Source organism: Paenibacillus pectinilyticus (assembly GCF_001700435.1).
Taxonomy (GTDB): domain Bacteria; phylum Bacillota; class Bacilli; order Paenibacillales; family NBRC-103111; genus Paenibacillus_E; species Paenibacillus_E pectinilyticus.
On sequence record NZ_LYPC01000014.1, the window covers coordinates 700,195 to 715,068 of the forward strand.

Annotated in this window: 9 protein-coding genes; 8 read left to right on the top strand and 1 reads right to left on the bottom strand. The window is 43.4% G+C overall.

The annotated features are described in order from the left end of the window. Positions 1 to 7: 7 nt before the first annotated feature. Complete coding sequence (locus A8709_RS10160; protein ID WP_065852239.1) at positions 8 to 2,602, bottom strand: GH116 family glycosyl-hydrolase; 2,595 nt, start codon at positions 2,600 to 2,602, stop codon at positions 8 to 10. 144 nt (positions 2,603 to 2,746) lie between these two features. Here A8709_RS10160 and A8709_RS10165 point away from each other — a divergent pair, with 144 nt between their 5' ends. From A8709_RS10165 to A8709_RS10200, 8 genes are all read left to right on the top strand, one after another. After that, entirely contained in the window at positions 2,747 to 3,604 is an 858-nt protein-coding gene (locus A8709_RS10165; RefSeq protein ID WP_065852240.1) for an AraC family transcriptional regulator, read from the top strand. A 182-nt stretch (positions 3,605 to 3,786) separates the two neighbouring features. Next, positions 3,787 to 5,118 carry an ABC transporter substrate-binding protein gene (locus A8709_RS10170; RefSeq protein ID WP_065852241.1) on the top strand — a complete coding sequence of 444 codons (1,332 nt, stop codon included), beginning with the start codon at positions 3,787 to 3,789 and terminating at the stop codon, positions 5,116 to 5,118. Between the two features lie 81 nt (positions 5,119 to 5,199). Further along, positions 5,200 to 6,072 carry a carbohydrate ABC transporter permease gene (locus tag A8709_RS10175; protein ID WP_065852242.1) on the top strand — a complete coding sequence of 291 codons (873 nt, stop codon included), beginning with the start codon at positions 5,200 to 5,202 and terminating at the stop codon, positions 6,070 to 6,072. Then, on the top strand, positions 6,069 to 6,890 hold the full coding sequence (locus tag A8709_RS10180) for a carbohydrate ABC transporter permease (RefSeq protein ID WP_065852243.1): 822 nt from the start codon (positions 6,069 to 6,071) through the stop codon (positions 6,888 to 6,890). The genes A8709_RS10175 and A8709_RS10180 overlap by 4 nt, the downstream gene beginning before the upstream one ends. A gap of 66 nt (positions 6,891 to 6,956) precedes the next feature. Further along, on the top strand, positions 6,957 to 8,774 hold the full coding sequence (locus tag A8709_RS10185; protein ID WP_065852244.1) for a cache domain-containing sensor histidine kinase: 1,818 nt from the start codon (positions 6,957 to 6,959) through the stop codon (positions 8,772 to 8,774). After that, positions 8,771 to 10,300 (top strand): response regulator, encoded by a 1,530-nt coding sequence (locus tag A8709_RS10190; protein WP_065852245.1) that lies wholly within the window; start codon positions 8,771 to 8,773, stop codon positions 10,298 to 10,300. The genes A8709_RS10185 and A8709_RS10190 overlap by 4 nt, the downstream gene beginning before the upstream one ends. A gap of 116 nt (positions 10,301 to 10,416) precedes the next feature. Beyond that, complete coding sequence (locus tag A8709_RS10195; protein WP_065852246.1) at positions 10,417 to 12,654, top strand: alpha-L-fucosidase; 2,238 nt, start codon at positions 10,417 to 10,419, stop codon at positions 12,652 to 12,654. Positions 12,655 to 12,683: 29 nt separating this feature from the next. Further along, positions 12,684 to 14,795, top strand: coding sequence for a right-handed parallel beta-helix repeat-containing protein (locus tag A8709_RS10200; RefSeq protein WP_065852247.1), 2,112 nt, complete (start codon positions 12,684 to 12,686; stop codon positions 14,793 to 14,795). Positions 14,796 to 14,874 lie beyond the last annotated feature (79 nt).

The window sequence follows — 14,874 nt, forward strand, 5'->3', positions numbered from 1 at the left end:
TATTACTTCAACTAAAGGTTACATGAAGCGGCTTTTGAGGCTCGATAATGATTGGATCTGTAAAATGAATCTCATTACCGAGGATTTGGTAGGCTAAGCTCACACCTTCATGTTGAATGTGTTTAATGGCCGCCACCTTATCTAAGTGAAGTTTAAGTATCCGAAGTGGCAAGTTTCCGCCTAAAACGTCAATTTGCACTTTTTCCATACTCATCAGATACATTCCCCAACCCTTGTCTAGCGACCATAAGGTGCGGAACGTACCCTCTTCCGTTTGTACGGGACTGAAACCAATCATGCCATCCACCATGTTATATTCGAATCCGCTGAAAGCTTGCAGCAAGGAATAACTCGCCATGGATCTTGCATAGTTACTGCCGCATTCAATCTCGTTCCAAGGATTACGTTTCTCGCCATCATAACGATCGCGAATGGCATGAACAATGCTAAGACCTTCTTCAATCATTCCCTCTTGAATCATATGAGAAGCAGCTTGATACTCAAATCCCGTCATCGTCTCTGAGTTGTAAGTCAACGGAATTGTTGGTTTGCTTCCTTCTAGCGGCCACGTACAAATGACTAATCCTCCTTCATCGTTGACCGAATACAGCCTCCACGTGTTTGCTTCCTCACGCATGCTGGATTTGAAATTATACCGATATAAGGATTGCAAGGCGGTTCGGGTTTGGTCCTTATCGAAAATATCACCGAGGCTGCACAAATTAGCATGCCATTGCGCAATGACTTGATCGATAACACAGCCTTGTGCGATCTGATACTTCATTTCACCTATTTCCGTATTCCAATATTGCTGAACCGTCTCTTTGTCGAATTGATCCAGTATAGTTGGATCCTTTAGATTTACTTGTTGAACATAGTACGCCCCATTGAACAAATGCTCGTCAACCCATTGTTTCCCCTTTTGAAATATGCGATTGAACTCATCTGAAGTGGTCTGATCGCCCAGAAAAGCAGCCATTTCTGCACCTGCCTTAAGAGCAGCCAAATAAAATCCACTCAACCAGGAATTAGGGCCGAATAGTTCCATATCCAGCGTGTGATGCTGCCGGCCTTCAAGAATTCCTTTTTGTTCAGGATCCCATTTATCTTCATTGCTCTCAGCCCATGCATACGTAATAGATTGCTTTATCGCTGGCCAGATGGTTCGCAACCATGCTGAATCACCAGATATTTTCCAATCCCGGTATGCCTTGATAACCCCTCCGAATTGACCGTCTGCACAAGCACGATGATTACTTCTCTCGCGCCCTAATGGCAGCATGAGACGAAATGCCATGCGGCCATCCTCGCGTTGGTTGTAGGCGAAGTCGAGGTTTCGCATGCTGCGTTCTAAGCTTGGAAATAAGAAAGGTAATGCATAAGCATAGTTCCATACATGTGTACAGGAGCCTTCGCAGCAACCGACATCTTCGATGCAGCCTTCGAATCCATAGAAAGAACCATCTGTTAGACGCAAGCTAGTCGCGGATTTCAAAACAGATAAGTTTGCGGAGATTGCTTCTATAGCGACAGCCGGTATTGTCGATGAGAACAAGGCATCTTTAAAGGTAGTGGTTTGTTCATAGAGATGAGTCCAATGGTTGAAAGCATACGCTGCGCTTGCTCTAGAATCGTTAAACAAGCTCGCGTAATAGTTTTTCCACACGTTAGGACCCGTTGAATCCGGGTTCCAGTAATTCGTCACATTGGGAAAATGCCAAGAGATGGTGAATCTGATCTTTTTACGCTCGTGAGGTAATAGGTCAAGATGAGCGGCAAGTGAAGCTGTGTCCTTCCTCCGAGCAGGTAGCTCATCTTCACCATAACGCCTGTTCTTCAGACGACCAGGCTGCGTGAAATCATGCCAAAACATTTCAAGATTATCGCACCATTCACCACGATACCAAAACTCTTGATAGCTCGTATGTGAAGCGTCGGTGGTGATCGTTACATCACCAAAATGGGGGTGCTCAGGATCAAACTGATGAGACCCTAACTGAATCATATGTAATGGAGTGTCATTAGCTGCTGGAATTGAATTGTATTGATGGAAGACTTTCTCCGACGGAATCGGATTGCTTGCTGAGAGACAAAGCGTATAGCTAAGGGGAAAATCCTCTGTATTTTCTATTTCCCATTCGAAGAAGGCCACCGGTAAGCTAGAATCATCTGCTTGGAGGGGAATGAAGGGATTAAAGGCTGATAACTGAATCATTCCTGGAAATGAAGGATCCTCAAAAGACATGCCCGCCAAAGGGAATTCTCCTTGAAAAGTTACTTCTTTGAAATGTGGCATGCCCGCCATGGTTTGGCTTTCAGGACCAAAGCCATATCCGCTATGCAGGGGGCCACCGCGTATATGCTCACCTACATAAGGAGATGGCAGATCGCCGTTGAGTACACGCGCATCGATCACTTTGCCATTGCGTTCTGCCTTTATGGAAAAGTGGCTAAAACCGTTGAAACTTTTCTTGTTAGGTCTGTTGAAAATTTCCCAATCAATAAGTCTGCCATTTCCTGCAAGCCCGATGCTTCCAGTTCCTATTCCGCCGATAGGAAAGCTGATTTCTCTTGTTTTTTCGCCTTTATATGAATTGTTCACTGTGTCTAACTCCTCCATTAACATGGTATGATGAAACTGAGAATGGTTTCATTATAATGGAATGAAGCTTACATTTCTTTGTGAAATAGACGCAATATTTGTGTATAAAACAACTGGATTTTAGAAGGGGAAGGGAACTGTAACATGATATTGGAAGACTATACCATTGCACCTTATATTCGAATGGCGGATTATGCCATGAGGCCGCCTTTTTTCATCGATCAACGCAACTTGCTGGATTATATTATTTTTTACGTGCAAGAGGGTCAATTTGAAATACAAGTTAACGGCCACACCCATGCGTTAAAGAAAGGCGATCTTTGCCTGCTACAACCAGGTGATGTGCATACGATTCGAGGCATAAATACGACGATTAATCCCTTTGTACATCTTGATTTCTTCTATAATGTTCATCGCTCAAGCAGCTTCGTGACGCTTCAAGGGCAGTTGGATATGACGCCATATGCCTCTTATATGCAGCCGAGAATGCACGATTGCGAGACGATTCGTATTCCATTTAAATTGGAGCCAACCTTACCTAATAAAATGAAGGACCTTGTCTTAAAAATGATCGACAGTTGGCAGATGCAGACCTATATGGGAATCATGGAGGCGAATCAGCTTGCCCATGAATGGCTGATGGAGCTATTTAAACAGTACATGAAGCCTCAAACGGCTTCGCGACCGCCCAAACCATTTTTAAATTGGATCACGTCCTATTTTGCCTACAATATTTCTGAACCTATTAACGTTGACGATATGGCCAAACGCGCAGGCCTATCGCCTTCAAGATTCAACGTGGTGTTCAAAGAACAGTTCCAGATGACCCCTTATCAATACCTATTGAAATTACGAATTGAACATTCTCAGGAATTGCTAACGGAAGGGATATCGATTCAAAAAGTAAGCCAATACTGTGGTTTTACAGATGTGCATCACTTTTCTAAGACTTTCAAGAATGCCTTAGGCATCACGCCGGGGGCGTTTAGGAAGAGTCTATAGAAGATTGGATCATCCTGCCATCCTAAAGATAATCCATGCATCTACTATGAATGATCTATTCTCTTCATCCGGATAACTGTTTAAGATAAGGGTATGGTTATTCCGGATAATCATAACTGAAGCAAGTGTGGTTTTGCGAAATGAAAACGTTTTTATAACATGGCGAGGGGCGGTTATATAGAATGAATCGAAAAATATGGAGCACTTTGATCTGTACGGCATCGGTTATTACCTTATTAGTAGGCTGTGGCAAAAGCACAACGGAATCAGTGGCGGTAGCTACTACGGTACCAACAAAGGCAGCAGCCAGTACGCCTGCGGCTGAGAAGGTAACGCTTACGTTATTGGCTAACCAAGATTGGGCGAATAACCCGATCGTCAAGAAAGCTTGGTCCTTATACGAAGAAAAAACAGGCAACAAATTGGATATTCAAGGTGTGCCTATTGATAGCTGGGAGAAAGTGATGAAAACCAAATTCGCTACCGGCGAAATGACGGACATCGTGATGTATTATGGCGGCTATCAGTTATCTGCGATTCAACCTGACAAAAACTTCGTAGACATGAGCGCAGAGCCATGGGTGGCCGATTTGAAGGATTTTGTCCTGCCTCAAGTGAAAGTGAAAAACAAAGTCTATGGACTTCCAATTTGGGAAGGTTCTGTGAGCGGAATGCTCTATAACAAAGCAATTTTCGCAAAATACAATATCAAGGTTCCTACTACACAAGAGGAATTCTTAGCAGCTTGTGAAACATTGAAAAAAAATGGCGTAGCTCCCATTTATATGGCCTTCAAGGACACATGGCCGTTGCTTCCGCAATTCGGATTTGATCCTGTTTTCAAAAAAGATGCTACTTTACTGGATAAATTGAATGCCAATCAAACGAAATTTGCCGATGTGAAAGAAATGAAGGACTTGGTAGGCTGGTATAAATTACTTGCAGATAAAGGCTATCTGGGAGATAAGTTCTCCACCAATACATGGGACGGCCAACCAGCGGCGATAGCAAGCGGGAAGTATGCGATGATCTACGCCTGGGACACCTACATCGATTCCGATCTTGAGAAGAAAGAGCCAGGGATTTCCTCGAAAATTGGTTTAATGCCGAGTTTTATGGGGGTAAACAACGAGGGTACCTATGAAGGTCCCAATGCCATTGCAACGTATGTGAATAAGAATAGTAAACATGTTGATCAAGCGAAAGCTTTCATTAAATTCCTAGCGGATACGAAAAATTTGAATGAAATTTATAAAGATCAGAAAACACAAACCTACTTCAACAGCGTGACAACGAATATTCCAACGCCACAATACGTGGCAGCGAAGGAATCCGTGGATAAATTAATCAACGCATCTGTCCAACAGAATATTATTGGATACAGCCAAGTGGAAGCGGTTAAGCCGATTCAAGATTTGATGCTTGGCAGTAAAACGGTAGATCAAGCCATCAAGGCGATGGATGACGAGCGTATCAAATCAGCTAAAGCACAGAAAGCACCAGGCTTTGAGTAAATGATGCAAGCGGGGGCCCTTCTACTAGGGCCTTCCTTCTTAAACAATACCACATAAGTCTAAAACCAATAGGTGACGATCATGAAGCTTAATAAAATTTACCCCCAGTATTTAACGTATATTCCGCTCGGTGTCTTTCTGTTGTTTTTTATCATTCCTTCCTTAGTGGGATTTTACTTTGCTTTTACCGATTGGAATCCATTTGTGGAAGGCATTCATTTTGTTGGATTAGACAATTTTAAAGAAATATTCCAAAATAAATCACTTGGTGTTGCAGCCAAGAATACAATTAGCTTTACGATCATTACGACCATTTTCAAAAATGGGTTGGGACTCGCGATTGCCATCGTTTTGAATCAACAGCTTAAAACAGAGAATCTGCTTCGGACGATTTACTTTATGCCGATCATTTTATCTGCCTTAGTTGTAGGCTTGCTTTTTAATGCGATATTCGATGCGCATGGCGGTGTCATCCATCGATTATTTATGGATATGGGACTTGGCAATTGGGAGCCAGAATGGTTAGGACGTCGTCTACCTGCGTTGTTTGTGATCAATTTAGCGGAAATTTGGCGATCTACCGGGTATGCCGTCGTCATTTTATTAGCTGGCTTGCAGGTTATTCCCAAGGATTATTATGAAGCAGCTATGATTGATGGTTCGAGTGTGTGGCAAAGGTTCAAACATGTAACGATTCCCTTATTGATGCCAGCTATTCATATTAATATCATGCTCAGCATTATTTATGGTTTGCGCGTCTTTGACATTGTCTATATTCTGACGGGCGGAGGGCCTGGTCATGATACGGAGACATTTAGTACATTGATTTTGAATGAGTTCGCACAAGATCGATATGCTCAGTCTACTGCGATTAATCTTATATTCTGCCTGCTATTAGTCATTATCGCCTTTACCTACCAGAAATTTTCCAGTAAAACTGAGGTGGAATTATGATTGCCAGTCGAAAGTATCCGATCATATGGGAAATGCTTTTGTGGATAGGAAGCTTGGCCATTTTTTATCCGTTGGCGATGGTCGTCTTGACTTCCTTCAAATCAGAAGACGAAGCGGACCAATTAAGCATTGCTTGGCCAAGCTCTTTTCATTTTGACAACTATAAGACGGTGTTCGTTCAGGGTAAAATGTTTCAGGCTTTGCTTAACAGCTTAGGCATAACGGGATTTTCCGTTTTGTTTATCGTCATACTCAGCGCCACGCTCAGCTTTATCATTATGCGAAATCGCAGCAAGCTCAATCGCTTCATTTATAAAGTCATAACGTTAGGGCTCATTGCGCCATTTGCCGCGCTGCCTACGGTGAAAACGTTGCAGTATTTGCACATTTACGGTACCTATATCTCGATCATTCTCGTATACACCGCGTTATTTATGGCTTTTGCAACGATGTTGTTCAGTAGTTTCATGCTTTCTGTGCCTAGAGAGCTGGATGAAGCGGGCGTTGTCGATGGCTGTATTGGATTTCCCTTGTTCTATAAAATTATTTTGCCATTGTTGCTGCCCATCACGGTGACGGTGTCTATTCTAAATTTCATGTGGGTATGGAACGAGTTTTATTATCCTTTATTTCTGGTGAATAAGTCTTCCATGTGGACATTGCCGCTTACGGTGTATAATTTCTTCGGGATGTTTAATCGCAGTTGGAATCTCGTTTCCGCGAATATGATCATCGTTTCCATGCCGGTTGTGATCGCTTATTTATTTGCTCAGAAATACATCGTTTCAGGCATGACTGCTGGTGCTGTCAAGGGCTAATCCTCCTCTATCGGATATGCTATACTTTAGCTAATCATGGAGTTGCTGGGTATTGGAGGGAGCGCTTTGTTTAAGAAATTGCAATTTCAATATAAGTTGTTCCTTGGCCTGTCTGTCATCATTTGTGTGCTATTGATTATTTCGAGTGGTATTTTTTATTTCTACACGGGCTCTATTGTGGAGACGAACATCGTTGAGAATCAGCAGCATACCGTGCAAAAAATTCAAGAGCAGCTCGACCTTGTCCTAACGGAGATGGATAATTTGACGATCTCGGTGAATGCCTCGGATGTTGTGATGAACACGCTTGAGAATATGACGGATGCAGGAGAAGAAAATTATTTTGATAAGTATCCACATGTAAGTGAAGAACTTCGCAATTATTTGTTTTCGTTAACGGCTGTGAAGCCCCTAAAGGGTAGAATTAGCATCATTTCTAAATATAACGATTATTTGGATTTCAGTAATCGTCTGGATACACAGGATGTAACGAAGAATGATGTGCGGAATTTGGATTTTGTCAAAGAAGGTATGCACACGGAGCAGTTCAAATTTTTGCTTCCGCCGCATGAAGATGAATGGTCTTCCAACGGTGAAGCCGTGTTCTCTGTCGTAAGGCCGCTTCGCAATATGAATTATGAAATTCAAGGGCTGATTGAAGTTAGTTTTAAAGTGAACATTTTGAAGCAGTTATTTGAGTTTAATAATCAATCGAAGGAGCTTAAAGGGGTTATTCTAGGACCCGACCAGAAAGCGATTTACCATAACTTCAACGTGAAAGATGAACAGAAATGGTTGATCAATGACCGATTAACCCAAGAGAAATATGGCAATTATGAGGTGAAGAATCCTGGGGACGGCAAGTCCTATGTGGTTACTTTTAATAAATCAACGAATTATAATTGGACTGTTCTTCTGATGGAAGACTTGGCGGTCATTAATAAGCCAATTGGGATTCTACGATCCCTTACGATTATTTCTTACGTACTCATCTTTCTCGTTTTTATCAGTATTCTTTATATTTATACGAGAAATATTACACGCCCCATCCGCAGCTTGAAGAAGTCAGTGGTTTCCGTCAATATGAACAATCTCAGGTTGAAGCTGAATTTTGCGCAGGGTAACGAACTTACGTTATTAGCACAAGCCTTTCAAGACCTGTTAGATGAAGTCAAGGGAACGATGGATCTCATGGTTGCCTCACAAGCCCGAGAAATGGATGCACATATGCTGGCCTTACAGGCACAGATGAACCCGCATTTCCTCTATAACACACTAGCCGTCATCGGCGCCTATGGGATTAAAAAAGGCAACAATGAAGTGATGCAAATGTGTGCGGATCTGTCGGATATGCTGCGTTATACGGTTGATTTGGACAGTGGTCAGACCAAGGTGAAATCCGAGATCACACATGTGAATAAGTATTTGAAATTGATGTCGCTGCGTTTTGAATCGTATCTGCAGTATCACATGGATGTGGAAGAGGCGCTAATGTCGATTCCCATGCCGAAGTTAACGCTGGAGCCGATTATTGAGAATGTGTTCCGTCATGCTTTCAAAGATATGGATCCTCCGTGGATTCTTCGGGTACATGGCTATGTGAGAGAACAACGTTGGTACATCGATATTGAGGACAATGGACATGGGTTCACAGCATCAGCGATTTCAAACTTGACGAGCAGCATGGTGAAAGAGAACGGCTATTATATGCCCGAGCAGTTCAACCAGAATAAAGCAAACGGCGGCATGGGCTTACTTAATACGTTTATGAGGCTGAATCTTTTTTATAAGGGACAGGAAATCATTATTATTGATAATAAAGCCGAAGGCGGGGCTATCATTCGAATCAGTGGACCTATGATACAGGGAGGTGAATCGGCTTGACCTATACGATCATGCTTGTTGAAGATGAACCGCCAATCCTTTATGCGATCAAGCATCTCATTGAAACGGAAACGGATGATTTCACGGTCATCGCTGCTGTACCTAATGGCAGAGATGCGCTGGAAGCTTTGGAGGGGCAGGTTCCCGATATCATTATTACGGATATTCAAATGCCATTCGTCAATGGGTTGGATTTAATTGCAGCTGTTCAGATCAGCCATCCTCAGATTAAATGTGTCATACTAACAGGTCATAGTGATTTCGCATACGCGCAAAAAGCATTGCGCACGAACGCGTTCGATTATTTGTTGAAACCTATTCAGATAGATCAACTTAGAAATCTATTGGCATCCCTAAAGGAAACGCTACAAGCAATCCGGTTTCAACGCGAACTAGCTGCCCTACATAACGCTATTTTTTTCGAACAATACGCGGATGAGGGCTCAATTCATTTTTCAAAAAGGTATCTAGCGCCTGTGGTCATTTGTGCCGGTCATTTCGCTCATGAAACTTGGTATGCGGATCATCCTGGCAGGCAATTTTGGGAGCAAACGGATCACTTGGCTGCGATTCAGACATCTTTCAAACCTATATGGCTCCTAAACGGATTTTCGTCGAATGAGCGAATCGTCGTTATCGGATTGGACGCACCCGAACATTCCGTCATAGAGGGAGTTGCTAGTACGCTTTCGCAACAGCTAAGTGAGGCTGGCATTCCCATTCAGATCATTTATGGAGAGCCGGTTACAGAGCTAAGCGAACTCGCCCATGGGATCAAAAAGCTGAGAAGTGCTTTGGCCAAGAAGATTGTATTCGGCGAATCGGGGGTATTCCGAGAAATAAACGAGCCTGCTCCTTCGTCCCTTATCCCGAGCATCGATGAGAATCGATTCGTTTATTTGGCGCAGCATCCCAATAGGGAAGCGTTCAAAAAGGATTTCCTGTCTCTACTGAAAGAATGGCAAGCGAAGAAATATGTTCAAGCCAAAATTGACGCGTTATTGCAAGAAGTGGGACATAAGCTCGTTCATGTTCATCAGGCAGAGCTGGGGAAAATGTCCATATCCAACACCCTGATTTCTGAAGCGATTGGCAATTCGATGAGCTATTCGGAATTAGCTGAAGCCTATTGCCGTATCATTAGCGTCATTTATGAGCAGACGAGTCACAAATTGATGCATACGTCCGCTGCTGAAATTGTGGCCCATATGGAGGCGTATTTTGAGAATAATTTCACGTCCGCTATTTCTTATAAAATGTTTCACGAGCTGTTCGGCTTTAATGAGACCTATTTAAGTCATGTATTTAAGCAGCAACGAGGGATTACGCCGAATAAATATGTAACCAGATTGCGAATAGAGAAAGCCAAAGAGTTGATTAGTCTTCAGCCGGACACCCCATTGAAAACGATCGCTGCACTGGTGGGTTACGAAGATGCTTTTTACTTCAGCAGAGTGTTCAAAGAAATGACGGGCAGCAGTCCCTCCGAATTTAACAAACATGGCAAAGATCAGATCACACGATAAATCTATAGAAAGTCTAGGCGACTTATATGGATTATCTATGTAGCTTTGGCCCCATGCATGTTATAAATAAATAGCGCCATATAAAGCGCTTACAATTCGGAAGGGGTTGATTGTTTGTGTTGAAGAAATGGTTACTAGTCATCACGTTAACGTTGATGTTAGGAATGTTAGTCATGCCTATAGGACCGAGTACGTCATATGCTGACACCGTTGTCCCGCAAGCTGGTGCGAATCCCATTGTATTTAACCAAACCGCAACGACAGATAATCTTGTTTACTTAATGGCTGCAGGTTCTGAACATAATTCAAGCTTGACGATTGATAATTACGGCGTCCCCAAACACATGTGGATCAATAACTTTTTTGGCCGAACATCGGATTATATGATCTGGACCGTTAGTTTGGCAACCGCCGCTGATTATCATGTTGATGCTTTGTTAAGCAGCAGCACGAATACACCGCTGAAATTAAGTGTTGTAGGTACTTCCAATGTTCTTAACTTTACGACAAGTAATATCGGGTGGGATAAACGGGATGCGGGTGTCATTTCGCTTCCTGCGGGAACGAGTCAGATTAAGCTTGAAGGGACAGCAGGAACTGCGAACGGGATGGCCATCAAATCCCTTGAGCTTATGCGAAATGAGGATTATCCCGCGTACCTATCGCGTATCTCAAGTTTTAAGAAAGATACGACTTGGCTCAGTAATGCGGGATACGGACTTATGTTTCAATATGGCGCATGGGGATATCCGCAAACAGGCACGACGAAGAAATCCGTGGATAATCAAGCCGCTGACTTCAATGTAACCAACTTTGTTAACATGGTCAAAAGCACAGGAGCTTCTTACGTTATCTGGTCGGCTAGCTGGTGGACGTATCAAATGAATGCACCGATAACCGCTGTGGATAACATTGTCGGGAATGGAAACAGGACGTCGACAAGAGATCTTATTGGGGAAATTGCAGCTGCGCTGCATGCCAACAATATCAAATTTATGCTGTATTATCATACGGGGCAAGATTCCCATCTTGGATATAATTCAACTGATTTTTGGCAAGCTCAGAACTGGCCAGCTGCCTTTACGACAACGGGTGTAGGTGACCGTTCCACCTTTTTCACAAATTGGAGCAATGTCATTACTGAAATGGGTAATCGTTATGGTACCAATCTGGATGGCTGGTTCTTTGATGATGGTACGATGTATTACCCTGCGCCTTTTGAACAGTTAGGTCAAGCGGCGAGAGCTGGAAACCCGAATCGTCTAGTATCCTATAACGCATGGATTGCTTCTCGCTTTACAGATTTTCAAGATGTGTATTTTGCAGAAGGGGATTATGGTGAAGTGCATACCGGCAGTGCGCCTGTTGGCGGTAATGGTGTCTTTACGAGCGGACCACAAAAAGGGTTGTTACAACAAGCGATGTTTACGATGGAACAGGATTGGGGCGTACATGCAGCCAACACCAGCATAACTACACAAATTACGGGTGCGCAAGCCAGTTCCTGGCTGCAAAGCGCAAGCTCACGCAAAGTGCCGTTATCCTTTAACATGATGATGTGGGAAGATGGCTCGGTATCGCCGCAATCACTGCAGCTATTGATAGATCTCAAGAACGCAGCGGCAACACCTTATGTGAATGATACGGATACCACCATCACATATGCCGGTTCCTCATGGGGATACTCCAACAATCGGGGGGCTGGGGATTACAATAATGATGTCCATTACACGACTAATAATTCGGATTATTTCCAATTTACCTTTAGTGGAACTGGGATTGACTATATCGGCCCCAAAGCTTCGAATGAAGGGAATATCGATATCTATATCGATGGTGTGTTGCTAACCACAGTCACAGCTAACAATGGAGGCGCATATCAAGCCAAACAAACGATTTATTCCAAAACGGGTTTGTCGAATGGCTCACATGTCTTTAAAGCGGTGAAAAAAGATGGCGCCTACATGCAATTGGATGAATTGGTTATTCATCGAACCGTGCAGCTCAATAATACAGATCTAGCGTATACAGGCAGCTGGTCTCTCAGCTCGGGAAGAGGGGTTGGCGACTATTTAAATGATGTTCACTATACAACTACGAATGGGAATTCGGTATCGTACACGTTCAATGGAAATGGTGTGGACTATGTGACGGAAACCTATAGTGATCAGGGTAATGTAGATGTGTATATCGACGGGACATTGGTGCAAACGGTCAATTGCTCGAATCCAACAAGGCTTGCGCAGCAAACCGTCTACAGTGTGAATGGCCTGACGCCGGGAACCCATACAATAAAATTGGTCAAAGCAAGCGGTACCTATATGCTGGTGGATGCTATCATTGCGAGAAGCTAAGTGTTTCATTGACACTGAGGAGAATAAATATGTCAAATATAGAAAATACAAATATAACTTTCTATGTATCAACCGATGGTAACGATGAAAATTCGGGCATAGAATCAGCGCCATTTGCTACGTTAGAGAGGGCGAAAGAAGCTGTTCGTGAAATGAAACAAAATATCTCCTGTCCCATCACAGTATATGTGAGAGAAGGTACCTATTATTTAGCTAAGCCGCTTACATTTCATTCAGCTGATTCGGGTTCAGCCGAAGCCATGATTACTTATCAGGCTTACCCAGGAGAGAAGCCGGTACTTAGCGGCGGGCGCCAAATAAGCGGCACATGGCAGCCCTATGAGAACGGCATTATGATGTGCAAGTTGGAGGCGAGAGAAAGTGAGTGGCCACACTTTACTCAGCTTTTTGTAAATGGGAAGCGACAAACGCGAGCGAGATTTCCGAATAGCGGATTTCTCTACCCTGCTAAAGGAGAGCTGCATTGGCCGCATACCCAATTCAACTATGATTCAGCAACCTTCACAACGAAGTCGTGGCGGAAGCCGCATGAAGCTGTTATTCATATGTTCGGTAAAAACTACTGGGGAAATTTGCAGTGGCAAATGAAAGGGTTAGATACGTCAACCCAAACTATTCATTTCGGTGCTGGCGGCTATCAAATCAACGATATCATGCAAGGTTCAGAAGCAACGGGGATCGATGCTAGATCGAAATATTTTATCGAAAATGTATTTGAAGAATTAGATAGCCCGGGAGAGTGGTATCTGGATGCGGAGAAAGCTGATCTATATTGGATGCCGCCTCCTGGCACAGATGTGAATCAAGCCCTAGTTGAGGTACCCGTGTTACAACAAGTCATCGCGTTTAAAGGGACACAAGAAGATCCTGTACACCATATCAGTTTATCCGGTTTTCGTATCGCGCACTCGACGAGCACCTTTCTAGAGGTATATGAAGCGCCTTCGCTAGGAGATTGGACGATTCATCGAGGCGGCGCTGTATCCTTGGAAGGAGCTGAACATTGCACCGTGGAACATTGTTTCATGGATGCTGTAGGCGGGAATGCTGTATTTCTTAATCAGTACAATCGTGCCAATCGTGTTTACGGGAATGAAATTCGTGAAGCGGGAGACAGCGGGATATGTGTAGTTGGCTCTAAGCAGCATACACTGGGAAGTCAGCATGCCTATCCTTCGGATAATGTGATCTCGAATAATTGGATCCATCATATCGGTGTGTTTGGTAAACAAACCGCTGGGGTTTTCGTGTCTATCAGTAAGGACAATACGATTAGTCATAACCACATCCATCATGTCCCGCGCGCGGCAATCTGTATCAATGATGGTACATGGGGCGGCCATATTATTGAATATAACGACATTCATGATACCGTGCTGGAAACAGGCGATCATGGTCCATTCAATGCTTGGGGGCGAGACCGATTCTGGTGCTTAAATCAATCCCATGGGCCAGATTCACATGGAGCCGGGCATGTTACATTGGATGCCCAGAAGCCAGTTATCATTCGCAACAATCGATTTGTGGATCATAAAGGCTGGGGCATCGATTTGGATGACGGCTCTTCGAATTATCACGTGTACAATAATTTGTGCATCGGCGTCAGTATCAAGCTTCGGGAAGGGGATTTCCGGACCATTGAGAACAATATTTTCATCAATGGCGCTAATCCGCCTGGTATTCATATTGGGTATGAACATAATCAGGATCGTTTCGAGCGTAATATTATTGTGATGGATTCCAAATTCGATAATCCCGAAGTGGATATTGATTTTAAAAAGGGAGATTCGCAAGGAGCGATTTACGAATTTATTGGCCCGCCCATGAAAGGAAAATGGCTTGAGGCCTTGGATTATAATGTATTCTTCAATGATAGTGGTCACTTTACCGCTACCGTGCACTATCGACCGTTGGGTTCACGCACTGAACGCTACAACTTGGAGCAATGGCAGCAGCTGGGTTGGGATGAGCACTCGGTGTATGGGGATCCACTATTTATCGATGCTCCGAATGGTGATTACAGGCTTAAACCAGAATCACCAGCATTCCGTCTCGGTTTTAAAAGCTTTGAGATGGATCGATTCGGATTGTTATCCGATTTTCGTACACATCACAGTTAAAGATGCGAGCTTAGTCCATTAGGGTATATGGATTAAGCTTTTTGTCATTAACTATAAAACGAATTTTTCACACGAGTAG